Annotated in this window: 16 protein-coding genes; 6 read left to right on the plus strand and 10 right to left on the minus strand. The window is 67.3% G+C overall.

Annotation, left to right across the window (positions count from 1 at the left end; all coding sequences use genetic code 11):
* The 4 genes from BLT45_RS00935 to phhA all read right to left on the minus strand — a co-directional run bounded on the left by BLT45_RS00935 (window position 1) and on the right by phhA (window position 4662).
* The gene (locus BLT45_RS00935; RefSeq protein ID WP_093293986.1) at window positions 1–465 is read right to left on the minus strand and encodes an SRPBCC family protein; all 465 of its coding nucleotides are present in this window, start codon (window positions 463–465) and stop codon (window positions 1–3) included.
* A 43-nt stretch (window positions 466–508) separates the two neighbouring features.
* Window positions 509–3124, minus strand: a complete 2616-nt coding sequence (gene acnD / locus BLT45_RS00940) for a Fe/S-dependent 2-methylisocitrate dehydratase AcnD (protein ID WP_093293988.1) — start codon at window positions 3122–3124, stop codon at window positions 509–511.
* Window positions 3125–3276: 152 nt separating this feature from the next.
* Window positions 3277–3732, minus strand: coding sequence for an azurin (gene azu, locus BLT45_RS00945; protein WP_093293990.1), 456 nt, complete (start codon window positions 3730–3732; stop codon window positions 3277–3279).
* A 45-nt stretch (window positions 3733–3777) separates the two neighbouring features.
* Window positions 3778–4662 carry a phenylalanine 4-monooxygenase gene (gene phhA / locus BLT45_RS00950; RefSeq protein WP_093293992.1) on the minus strand — a complete coding sequence of 295 codons (885 nt, stop codon included), beginning with the start codon at window positions 4660–4662 and terminating at the stop codon, window positions 3778–3780.
* 129 nt (window positions 4663–4791) lie between these two features.
* Here phhA and BLT45_RS00955 point away from each other — a divergent pair, with 129 nt between their 5' ends.
* From BLT45_RS00955 to BLT45_RS00965, 3 genes are all read left to right on the plus strand, one after another.
* The gene (locus BLT45_RS00955; protein WP_093293994.1) at window positions 4792–5271 is read left to right on the plus strand and encodes an Lrp/AsnC family transcriptional regulator; all 480 of its coding nucleotides are present in this window, start codon (window positions 4792–4794) and stop codon (window positions 5269–5271) included.
* 61 nt (window positions 5272–5332) lie between these two features.
* Window positions 5333–5635 carry a putative quinol monooxygenase gene (locus tag BLT45_RS00960; protein WP_093293996.1) on the plus strand — a complete coding sequence of 101 codons (303 nt, stop codon included), beginning with the start codon at window positions 5333–5335 and terminating at the stop codon, window positions 5633–5635.
* A gap of 128 nt (window positions 5636–5763) precedes the next feature.
* Window positions 5764–6375 carry an HD domain-containing protein gene (locus BLT45_RS00965; protein WP_093293999.1) on the plus strand — a complete coding sequence of 204 codons (612 nt, stop codon included), beginning with the start codon at window positions 5764–5766 and terminating at the stop codon, window positions 6373–6375.
* 9 nt (window positions 6376–6384) lie between these two features.
* Here the strand turns inward: BLT45_RS00965 and BLT45_RS00970 are convergent, their stop codons facing one another.
* Window positions 6385–7416, minus strand: coding sequence for a patatin-like phospholipase family protein (locus BLT45_RS00970; protein WP_093294002.1), 1032 nt, complete (start codon window positions 7414–7416; stop codon window positions 6385–6387).
* Window positions 7417–7497: 81 nt separating this feature from the next.
* Window positions 7498–8517 carry a TIGR00266 family protein gene (locus tag BLT45_RS00975; protein WP_093294004.1) on the minus strand — a complete coding sequence of 340 codons (1020 nt, stop codon included), beginning with the start codon at window positions 8515–8517 and terminating at the stop codon, window positions 7498–7500.
* A 262-nt stretch (window positions 8518–8779) separates the two neighbouring features.
* Between BLT45_RS00975 and BLT45_RS00980 the strand changes: the two genes are divergently transcribed.
* Window positions 8780–11050, plus strand: coding sequence for a TonB-dependent receptor (locus BLT45_RS00980; protein WP_093294006.1), 2271 nt, complete (start codon window positions 8780–8782; stop codon window positions 11048–11050).
* Between the two features lie 62 nt (window positions 11051–11112).
* Here the strand turns inward: BLT45_RS00980 and dcd are convergent, their stop codons facing one another.
* From dcd to BLT45_RS01000, 4 genes are all read right to left on the minus strand, one after another.
* Complete coding sequence (gene dcd / locus BLT45_RS00985; protein WP_093294008.1) at window positions 11113–11682, minus strand: dCTP deaminase; 570 nt, start codon at window positions 11680–11682, stop codon at window positions 11113–11115.
* A gap of 25 nt (window positions 11683–11707) precedes the next feature.
* The gene (locus BLT45_RS18250; protein WP_093294010.1) at window positions 11708–11974 is read right to left on the minus strand and encodes a hypothetical protein; all 267 of its coding nucleotides are present in this window, start codon (window positions 11972–11974) and stop codon (window positions 11708–11710) included.
* A gap of 133 nt (window positions 11975–12107) precedes the next feature.
* On the minus strand, window positions 12108–12887 hold the full coding sequence (locus BLT45_RS00995) for a rhomboid family intramembrane serine protease (RefSeq protein ID WP_093294012.1): 780 nt from the start codon (window positions 12885–12887) through the stop codon (window positions 12108–12110).
* Between the two features lie 90 nt (window positions 12888–12977).
* Window positions 12978–13937 (minus strand): TerC family protein, encoded by a 960-nt coding sequence (locus tag BLT45_RS01000; RefSeq protein WP_093294014.1) that lies wholly within the window; start codon window positions 13935–13937, stop codon window positions 12978–12980.
* A 243-nt stretch (window positions 13938–14180) separates the two neighbouring features.
* On the opposite strand from BLT45_RS01000, the gene BLT45_RS01005 reads away from it, so the two are divergent.
* Window positions 14181–15350, plus strand: a complete 1170-nt coding sequence (locus tag BLT45_RS01005; protein WP_093298325.1) for a class I SAM-dependent rRNA methyltransferase — start codon at window positions 14181–14183, stop codon at window positions 15348–15350.
* 11 nt (window positions 15351–15361) lie between these two features.
* Window positions 15362–16021 carry a 3-keto-disaccharide hydrolase gene (locus BLT45_RS01010; RefSeq protein ID WP_175455676.1) on the plus strand — a complete coding sequence of 220 codons (660 nt, stop codon included), beginning with the start codon at window positions 15362–15364 and terminating at the stop codon, window positions 16019–16021.
* Window positions 16022–16126 lie beyond the last annotated feature (105 nt).

Consider the following 16126-nt stretch of genomic DNA (forward strand, 5'->3'; position numbering starts at 1 on the left):
TCACGCCTCGTCCGGAATCTCCGGCTCCACCAACTTCGCCAACATCTCCAGCGATTCCTGCCAGCCTTGGTAGCAGAAGTCGACCGGGATCGCCGCGGGGATGCCTTCCTGCACGACGTTGAGTTCGGTGCCGGCGATGCTTTTCTTCAGCGTCACCGTCACGTGCATCTGGCCGGGCAGGCCCGGGTTGTCGAACTGGTCGGTGTAGCGCAGTAACTCATTCTCGACCAGCTCCACATAGGTGCCGCCGAACGAATGGCTGGACCCGGTGCCGAAGTTGGTGAACGACATCGTGTAACCGCCGCCCACGCGCGCGTCCATTGTGTGGACCTTGCCGGTGAAGCCGTGCGGCGGCAGCCACTTCACCATCGCGTCCGGATCGAGGAACGCGCGGTAGACGCGCTCGGGCGGGGCGCGCAGCACGCGGTGCAGGCGGACGGTACCGGGGGTGGTGTTCTCGGACATGATCGGACTCCTGTGCGGTGGGTGTACCGATACGACGAACGGGTCAGGCCGCTTTCGACGCGTCCAGGAAATCCTGGGCGAACCGCTGCAGCACCCCGCCCGCCTCGTAGATCGAGACTTCCTCGTCCGAATCCAGCCGGCAGGTCACCGGGACCTCCACGGTCTCGCCGCCGGCGCGGTGGATCACAAGCGTCAGGTCCGCGCGCGGCCGGCGCTCGCCGACCACGTCGAAGGTCTCGGTGCCGTCGATGCCGTAGGTCTTGCGGGTTTCGCCGGCCTTGAACTCCAGCGGCAGCACGCCCATGCCGATCAGGTTGGTGCGGTGGATGCGTTCGAAGCCCTCGGCCACGATCACTTCCACGCCCGCCAGGCGCACGCCCTTCGCCGCCCAGTCGCGCGAACTGCCCTGGCCGTAGTCGGCGCCGGCGATGATGACCAGCGGCTGCTTGCGGTCCATGTAGGTCTCGATAGCTTCCCACATGCGCACCACCTGCCCATCCGGCTCGATGCGCGCCAACGAGCCCTTCTTCACTTCACCGTCAACCACCGCCATCTCGTTGAGCAGCTGCGGGTTGGCGAAGGTCGCGCGCTGCGCGGTGAGGTGGTCGCCGCGGTGCGTCGCGTAGGAATTGAAGTCCTCCTCCGGCAGGCCCATCTTCGCCAGGTACTCGCCCGCCGCGCTCGAGGCGAGGATCGCGTTCGACGGCGACAGGTGGTCGGTGGTGATGTTGTCGCCCAGCACCGCGAGCGGGCGCATGCCGCGCAGCGTGCGCGCGCCGGCCAGTGCGCCTTCCCAGTACGGCGGGCGGCGGATGTAGGTGCTCTGCGGGCGCCAGGCGTACAGCGGATCGACCTTGCCGCCGTGCTCGACGCGCACGTTGAACATCGGCTCGTACACCTTGCGGAACTGCGCCGGCTTCACGCTGGCCTTCACCACCGCGTCGATCTCCGCATCGCTGGGCCAGATGTCCTTCAGCGTGACCGCGTTTCCGTCGGCATCGAAACCTAGGGCGTCCTTCTCGATGTCGAAGCGTACGGTGCCGGCGATGGCGTAGGCGATCACCAGCGGCGGCGAGGCCAGGAACGCCTGCTTCGCGTACGGATGGATGCGACCGTCGAAGTTGCGGTTGCCCGACAGCACGGCGGTCGCGTACAGGTCGCGGTCGATGATCTCCTGCTGGATCGCCGGATCCAGCGCGCCGCTCATGCCGTTGCAGGTGGTGCAGGCGAAGGCAACGATGCCGAAGCCCAGCTGCTCCAGATCCGGCAGCAGGCCGGATTCCTCCAGGTACAGCTGCACAGCCTTGGAGCCGGGTGCGAGCGAGCTCTTCACCCACGGCTTGCGCACCAACCCCTTTGCATTCGCATTGCGTGCCAGCAATGCGGCGGCGATCACGTTGCGCGGGTTGGACGTGTTGGTGCACGAGGTGATGGCGGCGATGATCACCGCGCCATCGGGCATCAGGCCTTGCGCTTCCTCTCCCCTGCCCGCTTCCAGCTTGGCGGCATCGGCGATGCCACGCTCGGCCAGCGCGCTGGTCGGCAGGCGCTTGTGCGGATTGGACGGGCCGGCCATGTTGCGCACCACGGTGGACAGGTCGAACTGCAGCGTGCGTTCGTACTGCGCGGTCTGCAGGTCGTCCGCCCACAACCCCGCGGTCTTCGCGTAGGTCTCGACCAGCGCCACCTGCTCGTCGCTGCGGCCGGTCAGGCGCAGGTAGTCCAGGGTGTTGTCGTCGATGAAGAACATCGCTGCGGTCGCGCCGTACTCGGGCGCCATGTTGGAGATCGTCGCGCGGTCGCCGATGGTCAGCGCCGCGGCGCCTTCGCCCCGGAACTCCAGATAGGCGCCGACCACCTTTTCCTTGCGCAGGAATTCGGTCAGCGCCAGCACCACGTCGGTCGCGGTGATGCCGGCAGCCGGCTTGCCGTGCAGCTCCACACCGACGATGTCCGGCGTGCGCATCCACGAGGCGCGGCCGAGCATGACGTTCTCCGCTTCCAGGCCGCCCACGCCGACGGCGATCACGCCCAGCGCGTCGACATGCGGCGTGTGGCTGTCGGTGCCGACGCAGGTGTCGGGGAAGGCGACGCCGTCCTGCACGTACACGACCGGCGACATCTTCTCCAGATTGATCTGGTGCATGATCCCGTTGCCCGGCGGGATCACGTCCACGTTGCGGAACGCGAGCTTGGTCCAGTCGATGAAGTGGAACCGGTCTTCGTTGCGACGATCCTCGATGGCGCGGTTCTTCGCGAATGCGTCCGGGTCGTAGCCGCCGCATTCCACCGCCAGCGAGTGGTCGACGATCAGCTGCACCGGCACCACAGGGTTCACCTGCGCCGGGTCGCCGCCCATGTCGGCGATCGCGTCGCGCAGGCCGGCCAGGTCCACCAGCGCCGTCTGCCCGAGGATGTCGTGGCAGACCACGCGCACCGGGAACCACGGGAAATCCAGGTCGCGGCGACGCTCGGTCAGCTGGCGCAGGTAATCGTCGCGACGCGCGGGTTCGGCGCGGCGCACGATGTTCTCCGCATGCACGCGGGCGGTGTACGGCAGCGTGGCCCAGGCGCCGGGCTGCAGGGCGTCGACCGCGGCGCGCGCGTCGAAATAGTCGAGCGTGGTGCCCGGGAGCGAGGTGCGGAAGTCGGTATTCATGGCGTGCCGTCAGCTGTGAACGAGGCGCGCCGCGGCGCAGGCCCGGCGCGTGATCACTATGCTACCGGAGGGCCCTGTTATCGACGGGCGATGGCGGCGCGTCGGCGGAAAGATTTCCGCGATGCGTTGACGGAGACCATCAACCTACGCGGTCATTCGAAGACCAGCGTGCCCTTCATCATGTTCCAGTGGCCCGGGAACGAGCAGAAGAACGTGTACGCCCCACCCTTGCGCAGCCGCGCGGTCGGGAACACGACCTCGGTGGTCTGGCCGCCGCCGATGACCGGCGTGTGCGCGATCACCCGGGCGTCGTTGCGCGGCAGGTAGTCGTCGGCGAGTTTCATGCGTCCGCCCGCCAGGCCCACGTCGCGGTGGTGGCGCGTTTCCGTCAGCACCCAGTTGTGCCCCATCGCCTGTGCCGGCATGCGGCCCACGTGCTTCAGCGTCACCCGCAGCTGGGCGCAATCGCCCGGCACGCGGATGGTCTTCAGGTTGAAGGTCATCATGTCCGTGGCTTCGACCGTGATCGCGCAGTTGCGGGCGAACGCGGCGCTGGAGACGGACAGCAGTGCACAAAGGGCGAACAGCGGGAGCAGGCGTCGGCGCATCGGGCATCCAGGGAATGGGGGATGCCCGCGATTGTACGGCGCGGGTCAGACGTCCCCGCCGTCCGCCCAACCTTCGCCCGTGCCGCGGTGGAACACGCGGTCGCCGTCGTGCACGTCGCCGGCCGGAACCGCGTCCTGCGCATCCAGCCGCGCATAGATCGGGGTGAAGTCCGGCGCAGTGGCCTTCATCAACTGCTCGAAGCTGTCGATGACGAAGTAGGTCTTCTGGAACGTGTCGATGCGGTAGCGCGTGCGCATGATCCGCTCCAGGTCGAAGCCGATCCGGTTGGGCGCATCCGATTCCAGCGAATACAGCGACTCGCCCTTCGAGGACACGATGCCGGCGCCGTAGATGCGCAGGCCGTCCTTCGTGTCGATCAGGCCGAACTCCACCGTGTACCAGTACAGGCGGGTCAGGTGCTGCAGCGCGTCCGGGCCGATCCCGTGCGCCTTCACGCCGCCCTTGCCGTACGCCTCCATGTAGTCGGCGAACACCGGGTTCATCAGCAGCGGCACGTGGCCGAACAGGTCGTGGAAGAGGTCCGGTTCGGCGATGTAATCGATCTGGTCCGGACGGCGGATCCACCAGGTCACCGGGAAGCGGCGGTTGGCCAGATGATCGAAGAACTCCAGCTCCGGCAGCAGGCCTTCCACGCCGACCAGGCGCCAGCCGGTCGTGGCGGCCAGCACCTCGTTCAGTTCGTCGAACCGGGGGATGCGATCCGGGCTCATGCCCATGGCGTCCTGCGCCTGCAGGAATTCGTCGCAGGCGCGGCCCACGAGCAGGGCGCGCTGGCGTTCGTACAGGGTGCCCCAGGTGGCGTGGTCGTCCGCCGGGTAATCGGCCGGCTGGTCGATTACGGCGGTGGTGTAGACCGGCACGTAGCCCTTGTCGGTCTGCTGGTGCTCGACGCGGCGCGGCTCGTTCATGGGACTCCCCGGGAAAACAGGCTGATCCGACGATCCTAGCCGCAGAACCGCGCAACAGGCTTGCGAAATTGCGCCTGCTCCGACGGATGGCGCAATGAAATTTCATGAATACGTTACGATACGCACGAAATGACCGAAGCCATCGCCCTCGACCGCACCGACCTGCGCCTGCTGGCCTTGCTGCAGCGCGAAGGCCGGGCCACCAACGCCGACATCGCCGCGCAGGTGAACCTGTCGCCGTCGGCCTGCCTGCGCCGCATCCAGCGGCTGGAGGCGACCGGCGTGATCGCCGGCTACGCCGCGCGGGTCGATCCCAAGGCGGTGGGCCTGGGCCTGCAGGCCTTCGTGCGCGTGCAGTTGGAGCGGCACGACCCGGCCAGCGTCCAGCAGTTCGGCGACCGCGTGCAGGCCTGGGACGAAGTGATCGCCTGCTATGCCCTGACCGGCGACATGGACTACCTGCTGCACGTCGTGGTGCAGGACCTGGAGCACTTCTCCCGCTTCCTGCTCGACAACCTGCTCAATGCCAGCGGCGTGGCGGACGTGAACTCCAGCTTCGTGTTGCGCGCGGTCAAGACCGACGGCGGCCTGCCGCTGCCGAAAGCCTGACGAGGACATCGGCTGTCCGCGACGCGTGCTACAACGCGCGCAGCTTCCACGAGGACCCGCCATGTACGGACTGATCGGCAAGATGCGCGCCACCCCGGGCCAGCGCGACGCGCTACTGGCGATCCTGCTGGAAGGCACGGAGGACATGCCCGGCTGCCTGAGCTACATCATCGCGCAGGATCCGGCCGATGCCGACGCGATCTGGATCACCGAAGTCTGGACCGATGCGGCGAGCCACAAGGCGTCGTTGTCGCTGCCGTCGGTGCAGCAGGCGATCGCGAAAGCACGACCGCTGATCGCAGGCTTCGACCGCCACATCGAAACGGTGCCGGTGGGCGGGCAGGGGTTGCCATCGGCGGGGTGATCGCACAGAACATGGATGTGGGAGCGACGTAAGTCGCGATGAACCGCCGCGGTGCCGTCATCGCGACTTACGTCGCTCCCACACCTGTACTCGCCGGCGCTTGCATCTCTTTCGTCCTAGACTGCGCCATGGACCTTTTCACCCCCTCCTGGCAACGCGCATGGACCGGCATCGGCGCGGTGGGCGAGGGCGCCGCGTTGTTCGCGCAGTTGATGGTGGCGTACGCGGAGCCGCAGCGCCATTACCACACGCAGCAACACCTCGGTGAATGCCTGTCGGCGTTCGACGGCGCGCGCGCGCTGGCCGAGCATCCGGACGAAGTCGAACTCGCGTTGTGGTTCCACGACGCGATCTACGACATCAAGGGCCATGACAACGAGCAGCGCAGCGCCGATTGGGCGCGCGATGCGTTGCTTGCAGCCGGTGTTCCGGGCGAGTCCGCGCAGCATGTGCACGACCTGGTGATGGCGACGCGGCATACCGCGGTGCCCGTGGGCCGCGACGAACAGCTGTTGGTCGACATCGACCTGTCCATCCTTGGCGCGGAACGCGCGCGGTTCGACGAGTACGAGCAGCAGATCCGCCAGGAGTACGCGTACGTGCCGGGCTTCCTGTTCCGGCGTAAGCGGCGCGAGATATTGAAGGGCTTCCTGGACCGGCCGGCAATCTACAGCACGCCGCAGTTCCACGACGTGCTGGAGGCGCGGGCGCGGGACAACCTGCGTCGCGTGACCGGCTGACCCGCGGGCTTACGGCTTGACCGGTTGGCCGGCGGCGTCGCACTTCACGTCGCGGCCGAACAGGCGGCCCAGCCGCGAGGGCTCTTCCAGGCAGCGTGGATCGGGCTTCGGCTGCGCGTGGCGGGCCGCGTGCGCGGCGTTGCGGGTGCGCTGCAGTTCGGCCAGCTTCGCCTTGATCTGCGGCATCGCCGCCAGCGCGGCGCGTTCGCCCTCGAGGATCGCGGTGTTCTTCTGTTCGAAATCGGCCGGGCCGATGTCGTTGACCTTGGGCCGGATGACGATGTCGGCACGCGCCAGTTCCTGCTCGCCCAGGCGCTGGCCCATGATGCTGATGGACTGGTTGACGATGCCGAGCATGCTGCCCGGCTTCGTGCCCGGCGCCTTGGTGGAGATGTCCACGGCGATGACGAAGTCCGCGCCCAGCTGGCGCGCCGCATCCACCGGCACCGGGCTCACCACGCCGCCATCGACGTAGCTGGCCTTGCCGATCACCACCGGTTCGAACACGCCGGGGATGCTGCTCGACGCGCGCACCGCCTGGCCCGTGTTGCCGCGCACGAACACCGTGCGCTCGCCGTTCTCCAGCTGCGTGGACACCGCGGCGAACGGCTTCTTCAATTGCTGGATGGTGCGCTTGCCGACCAGGTCGTTGACGTAGTCCTGCAGCTTCTGGCCCTGCACCAGGCCGCCGGAGAACAGGCGCACGTCGCGGATCTTCGCTTCGTCCAGCGCGAAGGCCTGGGTCTGCATCTGGAACGGGTCCATGCCGCTGGCGTAGAGCGCGCCGACCACGCTGCCGGCGCTGGTGCCGGACACGACCACCGGCTCGATGCCGTTGGCTTCCAGCATCTTGATCACGCCGATGTGGGCGAAGCCCTTCGCCGCGCCACCACCGAGTGCGATGCCCACCTTGAGCTTCGGCGCCGGCAGCGCCGGCTTCACCACCGCCGGCGGCGGCGTGGGCTTGACGTTGTCGCCGCCGCACGCGGCGAGCAGGGTGACGCAGGCGGCGAGCAGCAGGGGACGCGGGATCAGGCGCATGGGGCAGGGCAGGGTGGGGTGGCGATCAGCGGCGGAGCATAGCGTGCGCCGCCGCAATGAAGGCCAACCGCCGTCGCGTCCTCAGAAACTGTTGTCGCCGTCGAGGATGCGGCCCAGCCCGCCGAGCACCGAGCCTTCGCCGCGGGCCTGGCCACCGCCCTGCGGCGCGGCCTGCAGCATGCGCCCGGCCAGGCGCGAGAACGGCAGCGACTGCAGCCACACCTTGCCGGGGCCGGTCAGGGTGGCGAGGAAGACGCCTTCACCGCCGAAGAACATGCTCTTGATGCCGCTGACCGGGCGCACGTCCATGTTGACGCTGGCGTGGTAGGCCACCACGCAGCCGGTATCCACGTCGATGCGTTCGCCGGGCTTGAGTTCGCGCTCGACCACGCAGCCGCCTGCATGCACGAACACCCAGCCGTCGCCCTCGAGTTTCTGCATGATGAACCCCTCGCCGCCGAACAGGCCGGTGAGGATCTTGCGCTGGAAATGGATGCCCACCGACACGCCGCGCGCGCCGGCCAGGAAGCTGTCCTTCTGGCAGATCAGGCGGCCGCCGTGCTCGTCCAGCTTCATCGCCAGCACGGTGCCGGGGTAGGGCGCGGCGAACGCGACCTTGGCCTTGCCCTGGCCGGTGTGGGTATACATCGTGGTGAACAGGCTCTCGCCGGTCAGCACGCGTTTGCCGGCGGAGAGCAGCTTGTCCATGAAGCCGCCGCCCTGGCCGCTGTGCGAGCCGTCGCCGAACACGGTATCCATCTGCACGGCGCTGTCCTTGAACATGAGCGCGCCGGCCTCGGCGATGGCGCTCTCGCCGGGGTCCAGTTCCACTTCGACGAACTGCATCTCATGGCCGACGATGCGGAAATCGATCTCGTCCGCGCCACGACGGCCACCGGCACCGGGCAGCGGCGGCAGGTGCGACGGCGGGGTGGCGGCGCCGGCCAGCTCGGGCAGTTCGCGCGCCGGTTTCCATTCCCGCATGCCCTCGCGCCAGGTCAGCGCGCCGGGCGTCCGCTGGGCGAAGGCCTGCGCCGCCGCCTCGTCCAGGGGACCGTGGCGCTGGTTGTCGTTCGGGGTATGGAAGAACCACTGGGTCATGGCGGCGATCCGGAGGGCAGGGAAGGGCGCCGAGTCTAGCCCGCGGCCCCGTCCGGCCGTCACCTGCCAGCGGTCACGGGAGGCGCCTGAACGTACCGGGGACCCGGGGAACGTATGGCGCGGCTGCGCGACGGGCGGCAATGTCCGTTACCTTTGTCGGAACGGGACTTCCAGCCATTGCCCCCCTTGTTGCTGTAATGCAACATTCGCGTGCTAGCGCCGCCAGGCGCCCCGACACCCACCCACTCGGAAAGCCACCGCCATGTCCCGACTCCGCACGACCGCTGTCCGGCCGCAACGCCTCGCTTTTGCCATCGCCGCGCTGCTGCCCTTCGGCACCGCTTTCGCGCAGGACGCCGCGCCCGCCACCACTGATGCCGCCACGCTCGACACCGTGCAGGTCACCGCGCAGCGCAAGGTCGAGAACATCCAAGACGTGCCGGTTTCCATCAGCACCATCAACGGCGAGCAGCTCGGCGTGCTGGCCTCCGGCGGTACCGACATCCGCTTCCTGTCCGGCCGCGTGCCCAGCCTGAACATCGAATCCTCGTTCGGCCGCGCGTTCCCGCGCTTCTACATCCGCGGCTACGGCAACACCGACTTCCGCCTCAACACCTCGCAGCCGGTCTCGCTGGTGTACGACGACGTGGTCCAGGAAAACCCGATCCTGAAGGGTTTCCCGCTGTTCGACCTGGAGCAGGTCGAAGTGCTGCGCGGTCCGCAGGGTTCGCTGTTCGGCCGTAACACGCCGGCCGGCGTGGTGAAGTTCGAATCGGCCAAGCCCACGCAGGAGACCACCGGTTACGGCAAGGTCGGCGTCGGCAGCGACAACATGTGGAACCTGGAAGGCGCCGTCGGTGGCGCACTGAGCCCGAACTGGTCGGCGCGCGCTTCGGTGCTGTACCAGCGCCGTGACGACTGGGTGACCAACACCTATCCGGGCCCGAACGACGGCTTCGAGGGCTACGACGAATCCGCCGGCCGCGTGCAGTTCCTCTATGAAGGCGACGGCTTCGACGCGCTGTTCAATGCGCATGCGCGCAAGCTCAACGGCACCGCGCGCCTGTTCCGCGCCAACATCATCGAACCGGGCACCAACAACTTCGTGCCGGGCTTCGACGAAGACGAAGTCTCGCAGGATGGCCTGAACTACTCCGAGCTCGAATCGCAGGGCGCCAGCGCCCGCCTGAGCTGGGACCTGGGCCAGTACAAGCTCTATTCGATCACCGGCTACGAGAGCGTCGAGACGATCAACCGCGGCGATATCGATGGCAGTTCTGGGCCTTACTTCACGCCGGAGCTGCCCTTCGCCTCCGAAACCGCCGACGGCATCCCCGAGCACTCGCAGTGGACGCAGGAGTTCCGCATCGAGTCCGCGTACACCGGTCCGTGGAACTGGCAGGCCGGCGTCTTCTACTTCAAGGAAGACTACAAGGTCGAGAGCTTCAGCTACGACTCGCTCAACGGCAGCGCGCAGGACGGTTACCAGCGCATCCGGCAGACCAACGATGCGTGGGCGGCGTTCGGCGCCGTGACCTGGCAGGCCACCGACAAGCTGGAGCTGCGCGCGGGCGCCCGCTACACGGTCGACGAGAAGAAGCTGACCGTCGAGGACTACTGGAACACCGGTTTCGCCGCCTGCGTGCTGGCGGGCAAGTGCACGCTGGCGCAGTTGGCCGCACTCGAACCCGATGGCGACCTGTCGGCTTCGCCGGAAGACAAGAAGTTCAACTGGGACCTGTCGGCGACGTACGCGCTGAACGAAGACGTGAACCTGTATGCGCGTGCTGCTACCGGCTTCCGCGGCAGCAGCATCCAGAGCGCGGGTGCGTTCAACGCGAAGTCGGTCGCGGATCCGGAAACCGTCACCTCGATCGAGACCGGCGTGAAGGCGGACTTCTGGGACAAGCGCGCGCGCCTGAGCGCGGGCGTGTACTACTACCGCGTCAAGGACCAGCAGCTGACCGCCGTCGGCGGCGCCGCCAACGCGAACATCCTGCTCAATGCCGAGAAGTCGGCCGGCAAGGGCGTCGAACTGGATTTCCAGGCCTACGTGCTGGACAACCTGCTGGTCACCCTGGGCAGCAGCTACAACGACACCGAGATCCAGGACGACGACCTGGCCGTCGCCGTGTGCGCGGCATGCACCGTCACCGATCCGACCAATGGTGCGGGCCTGGCCCTGATCGACGGCAACGACCTGCCGCAGGCGCCGAAGTGGGTGCACAACGTGACCGCGCGCTACAGCGTCGGCCTGGGCGACGGCAGCGAGCTGTACGTCTACACTGACTGGGCGTACCGCAGCGAAGTGAACTTCTTCCTGTACGACTCCATCGAGTTCACCGGCAAGTCGACCCTGGAAGGCGGCCTGCGCGTCGGCTACGGCTGGGGCTACGGCGACTACGAGGTCGCGCTGTTCGGCCGCAACATCACCGACCAGCGCCGCATCGTCGGTGGCATCGACTTCAACAACCTGACCGGCTTCATCAACGAGCCGCGCACGGTGGGCGTGGAGTTCAGCGCGAAGTTCTGAGCGGAAATCCATCGCCGAAGAAGGCCGCCCTCGGGCGGCCTTCTTGTTTCAGGCGTGGACTGTCAGACGCCCGCGGGCGTGCTCTGGCCGCGGAACTGGTTCGGCGCATCCGCGGGACAGCCCGCGACTTCCTCGATGATCAGCTGGCAGATGTACATGCCCTGCGTCAGCAGTACGGGCTGCGGGCCGAGATTGATGATCTCCAGCGTGATCGAGCCCGAGAAACCCGCATGGATGGTGGGTGCGGTGAAGTGCACCAGCACGCCACAGCGCGCAAGCGAGCTCTTGCCTTCGACGCGCGCGCTGTAGCACGTACCGTCGCCGCGCAGCGGAAAGGACACGGTTTCGCGCGTCCTTGCCAGCACCAGCTGGTGTTGCGTCAGCGAGAAAGGCTGACGGTCGGTGATGACGTACGGCGTCGAATTCTTGGCCAGGTGCTGCGCGATGCCGCCGCCGCTGAGGTCCAGCTGGAACGGACCCCCCGAGGCCGGGACCGTGATCTGGTCGTCGAGCCGGAGATCGACGGCACTCGTGTTGAAGGGCGCGCGGCGCGGATCGGTGCCCGCAAGATCGGCGATGTGGAAGTCGCCCGCCTGGATGCGCTCCAGGATCTGTACGTTGCTGAGGATCATGGCATCCGTGTCCTGATGATCGGGCCTAGGCGGCGACTTCCACCCAGCGCGAGGAGGTTTCGAACGTTTCCGTCGGCAGCAGCACGAGCTGTCGCTGTTGCGTGTCATCGGACTCCACGAGCGTGACACGAAGTTCGCCTTTCCCGTCGCGCTCATGCCGGATCTGCGATGCATCCACGAAGAAGGACACTTCCTTGCCGTCGATCAACGTCAACGACACCGCACGTTCCGCAGAAAACATGCCTTCTGAGGTGGCGACGCGGATCCAGTGTTCCTGCATGGACGGCTTCATCGTGATACTCCCGGGCTGGTCACCGGAATGGTGACGCCGGGAATATCCTCCAGCACGCTTTCCGCCACAAGAACTTTCTGCAAATGTGATAGTGATGCACACGTACCACGCGTGCATCACACCTTCGTCGACGTCAGTCTTTCGTTTTCGGCGGGAAGCGCAGCACGACGCCACGCGGTTCCTCGTCCTGATGCTCGGGGCGCACCCACAGCAGCGGCACTTCGCGCGGCGCAGGCAGTTCGAGTTCGTCGTCGTCGCGCGCGGCGGCTTCCTCGTCCTCGATCTCCCAGCTGTACTTCTTCTTCGGCAATTCGGGGTCGAGGCGACGGAACAGGAAGGCCGCGATCAGGCCCGCGACCGCGCCACCCAGGTGCGCCTGCCACGAGACCCCGGCCTCGCGCGGCAGCACGGTCAGCACCATGCCGCCGTAGAACAGGAACGCGATCATGCCTGCCGCGATCGCCGCACGGTCGCGACGCAACAGGCCGAGCATGAAGATCATGAATATCAGGCCGTGGGTCAGGCCGCTGGCACCCAGCGTATGCGTGCCGGGCTCGGCCAGCAGCCATGGCCCGAGGCCCGCGCCCAACCACACCAGCGGGATCGCCCACAGCGTCGCCCGCGGATACACCGCGCCGGCCAGCGTGCCGAGGATCAGCAGCGCGGACGCGTTCGCGGCGATGTGTTCCAGCGAGCCGTGCAGCAGCGGTGCGGTGAGGATGCCGAGCAGGCCCTCCGCGGACAGCGGGGCGATGGTGAACGCGCGCACGTCGAAGCTGTTCTGCGCCGAATACACCATCGCCAGCACCAGCACGAAGGCCAGGCTCAGGTTGAGCGCGCGCAGGATCCGCTTGCGGTCGTAGCGCTGCTGGGTTTCCGGGTCGAACGCCGGATCGTCGGGATGCAGGTCCATGAACCAGTTCTGGCGGCGGCCCCGGCGATTGCAAGGCCGGGTCGCGATGGACAGACCATCCCGCGGGCGGGATGGTCTGCCAGGGCCGACTCAGACGGCCGGGTCGGTCTTCTGAGGCCGCGCCAGGCTCAGCGCCACCGTCACGCCCAGGATCGCCGCCACCGTGCCCAGCGCCCACGGCACCGGGATCTTGTAGACATCGATCAGCAGCATCTTGGTGCCGATGAAGCCCAGCACCACGGCCAGGCCGTATGGCAGCAGGTGGAAGCGGTCGGCCATGCCCGCCAGCAGGAAGAACATCGCCCGCAGGCCCAGCACCGCGAACACGTTCGAGGTCAGCACGATGAAGGGGTCCGAGGTGATCGCGAAGATCGCCGGGATGCTGTCGACAGCGAAGATCACGTCGGTGACGCCGATCAGCACGAGCACGACGAACAGCGGGGTGAACCAGCGCACGCCGTTCTCGCGCACGCTCAGCGCCGCGCCGCGGTAGCCGTCGGTGAGCTTAAGGTGGTTGCGCATCCAGCGCAGCGCCGGGTTCTTCTCCAGGTCCGGCTCCTTGCCGGCGGCGAACCACATCTTGATGCCGGTCAGCAGCAGGAACGCGCCGAACAGGTAGAGCAGCCAGTGGAAGTGCTGCAGCAACGCCGCGCCCGCGAAGATCAGGATGCTGCGCAGGACGATGGCGCCCAGGATGCCGATCACCAGCACGCGCTGACGCTGTTCCTCGGGCACGGCGAAGTAGGTCATCACCATCAGGAAGACGAAGATGTTGTCGACGGCCAGCGCCTTCTCGACCAGATAGCCGGTCAGGAACTCCAGGCCGACGCGGTTGGCTTCGACCAGGCCCGCGGTCTCGTTGACGTACCACCACAGGCCGCCGTTGAACGCCATGGCCAGCGCGATCCAGCCCAGGCTCCACCACATCGCTTCCTTGAACGTCACCTTGTGCGCGCCGCCGTGGCGCATCAGCACCAGGTCGACCAGCAGGGCGATCACCACCAGGCCGCCGAAGCCGGCCCACAACCAGGGGTTGCCAATCGTTTCCATCGAGATTCCCGAAAAAAGTGGAGGACGGCCGCGGGCGCGGACATCTCGGGAACCGGGAAACGGGGATCCGGGGTATGCCTTCGCCATCGCGGCGAAGGTCTCGCTCACAGCCCGGTGGGCTGCCGTGGGACCGGAGCATGACTGCTCGAATTGACGGCCGGCACGTTGGGAGCTACTCCCCTTCAGGCGGGAATTGTCCGGATGGCGAGCGGCCGGGTCAACCGCGAAGGTAAAATGTCGTTCATGAACACGCCCAACCCGACCGTACGCCTGAAGAACGCCTGGCGTTCCAGCCACCCGTGGATCTTCCAGAAACTGGTCGAGAAGCCCGCCGCCAAGCCCAAGTCCGGCACCCTCGTCGAGGTGGTCGGAGTGGACGGGGAGTGGATCGGCCGCGGCTTCTACAACGGCCACTCGCGCATCGCCGTGCGCATCCTGGAAACGCACCCGGACATCCCGGTGGACGCCGGCTGGTTCTCGCGCAAGATCGCCGACGCGGTCTCGCTGCGTCGCGACGTGCTGAAGCTGGACGCCATCAGCGACGCCTGGCGTGTGGTGCACAGCGAAGGCGACGGGCTCTCCGGCCTGGTGGTGGACCGCTACGGCGACCTGATCGTGGTGGAGTTCTTCGCCGCGGGCATGTTCCGCCATCGCGAATGGATCTACGAGGCGCTGCGCGAGCAGTTCCCGGGCTGCCGCTTCCACAGCTTCGCCGACGAGCACGTGCAGAAGCAGGAGAGCTTCGACTTCCACGGCAACACCACGACCGAGGCGGCCGTCATCACCGAGTACGGGGTGAAGTTCCGCGCCGACCCGGCGGGCGCGCACAAGACCGGCTTCTTCGCCGACCAGCGCGAAAACCGCGAGTGGCTGAGCCAGCAGGTGGAAGGCAAGACCGTGCTGGACCTGTGCTGCAACACCGGCGGGTTCGCGGTGTACGCCGCCGCGCGTGGCGCGACCGACGTGCTGGGCGTGGACATCGACCAGGACGTCATCCAGATCGCCAAGGGCAACGCCAAGCTCAACAACGTGCGGCCGAAGTTCGTGCAGGCCGACATCTTCCCGTACCTGCGCGATGCGGCGAACCGCGGCGAGCAGTACGACGTGGTGATCCTGGACCCGGCCAAGATGACGCGCGATCGTGAGCAGGTGATCGCCGCGCTGAAGAAGTACCTGGACATGAACAAGCTGGCGCTCGGTGTGGTGAAGCCCGGCGGCCTGTTCGCGACGTTCTCGTGCACCGGCCTGGTCAGCGAGGAGCAGTTCCTCGACATGCTGCGCCGCGCCGCGTATTTCTCCGGCCGCACGATCCAGATCCTGAAGGTCGCCGGTGCCGGCCCCGATCACCCGTTCATGGCGCACGTGCAGGAATCGCGCTATTTGAAAGCGGTGTTCTGCCGCGTGGTGGACTGACCATGCGCGGCGTGCGGATCGTTCCGGTCCTGCTCGCCGCAATGGTGGCAGGCTGCGCGTCGACGCCCGATGCGCCCTGGCAATCGCTGGCGGATGCGGGCCAGTGGCGCAATGTCGGCGCTTCCGCGCTGGACGCGCGTTGGAAGGCGCATGAGAACGAACTCGTGCTGACCTCGGCGGGCGGTGGCGACATCATCAGCGTCGGCAGCTACGGCGACTTCGAACTGGAACTGGAATGGCGGCTGCCCGCCGGTGGCAACAGCGGGCTGTTCTATCGTGCAGTCGATGCTTCGCCGGTCTGGGCGCGGGCAGTGGAGTACCAGTTGCTGGATGACCGCGAGGCGGAAGACCGTATCGTGTCCAGCCATCGTGCCGGCGCCGCGTACGATCTCGTCGCGCCCGCAAAGGATGTCCTGCGCCCCATCGGCGACTACAACCAGGCACGCATCGTCGCCTGCGGTCCGCGCGTGGAACACTGGCTCAACGGCGTGCGCGTAGCGGCTTACGACACCGACAGCGACGCGTGGCGTCGCCGCGTCGCCGCCAGCAAGTTCGCGGGGCAGGCGGAATTCGCCCAGGCACGGCGCGGCCATCTCAGCCTGCAGGACCACGGCAACCCCGTGTATGTGCGCAACATGCGCATTCGCGCGCTGGGCCCTGAGTGCTCTTAGGTTCTGGTGTGGGAGCGACGTAAGTCGCGATGACAGATCGCTGCACAGGATCGTCGCGACTTACGTCGCTCTCACAGGCAAGACCCACGAAAAAGGCGAGCCGAA

Source organism: Pseudoxanthomonas sp. CF385, from assembly GCF_900104255.1.
Taxonomy (GTDB): Bacteria; Pseudomonadota; Gammaproteobacteria; order Xanthomonadales; family Xanthomonadaceae; genus Pseudoxanthomonas_A.

Excerpts from the sequence above, each read along its gene's own strand:
- BLT45_RS00935 (WP_093293986.1), bottom strand. The coding sequence starts at position 465 with ATGTCCGAGAACACCACCCCCGGTACCGTCCGCCTGCACCGCGTGCTG.
- acnD (WP_093293988.1), bottom strand. The coding sequence starts at position 3,124 with ATGAATACCGACTTCCGCACCTCGCTCCCGGGCACCACGCTCGACTAT.
- azu (WP_093293990.1), bottom strand. The coding sequence starts at position 3,732 with ATGCGCCGACGCCTGCTCCCGCTGTTCGCCCTTTGTGCACTGCTGTCC.
- phhA (WP_093293992.1), bottom strand. The coding sequence starts at position 4,662 with ATGAACGAGCCGCGCCGCGTCGAGCACCAGCAGACCGACAAGGGCTAC.
- BLT45_RS00955 (WP_093293994.1), top strand. The coding sequence starts at position 4,792 with ATGACCGAAGCCATCGCCCTCGACCGCACCGACCTGCGCCTGCTGGCC.
- BLT45_RS00960 (WP_093293996.1), top strand. The coding sequence starts at position 5,333 with ATGTACGGACTGATCGGCAAGATGCGCGCCACCCCGGGCCAGCGCGAC.
- BLT45_RS00965 (WP_093293999.1), top strand. The coding sequence starts at position 5,764 with ATGGACCTTTTCACCCCCTCCTGGCAACGCGCATGGACCGGCATCGGC.
- BLT45_RS00970 (WP_093294002.1), bottom strand. The coding sequence starts at position 7,416 with ATGCGCCTGATCCCGCGTCCCCTGCTGCTCGCCGCCTGCGTCACCCTG.
- BLT45_RS00975 (WP_093294004.1), bottom strand. The coding sequence starts at position 8,517 with ATGACCCAGTGGTTCTTCCATACCCCGAACGACAACCAGCGCCACGGT.
- BLT45_RS00980 (WP_093294006.1), top strand. The coding sequence starts at position 8,780 with ATGTCCCGACTCCGCACGACCGCTGTCCGGCCGCAACGCCTCGCTTTT.
- dcd (WP_093294008.1), bottom strand. The coding sequence starts at position 11,682 with ATGATCCTCAGCAACGTACAGATCCTGGAGCGCATCCAGGCGGGCGAC.
- BLT45_RS18250 (WP_093294010.1), bottom strand. The coding sequence starts at position 11,974 with ATGAAGCCGTCCATGCAGGAACACTGGATCCGCGTCGCCACCTCAGAA.
- BLT45_RS00995 (WP_093294012.1), bottom strand. The coding sequence starts at position 12,887 with ATGGACCTGCATCCCGACGATCCGGCGTTCGACCCGGAAACCCAGCAG.
- BLT45_RS01000 (WP_093294014.1), bottom strand. The coding sequence starts at position 13,937 with ATGGAAACGATTGGCAACCCCTGGTTGTGGGCCGGCTTCGGCGGCCTG.
- BLT45_RS01005 (WP_093298325.1), top strand. The coding sequence starts at position 14,181 with ATGAACACGCCCAACCCGACCGTACGCCTGAAGAACGCCTGGCGTTCC.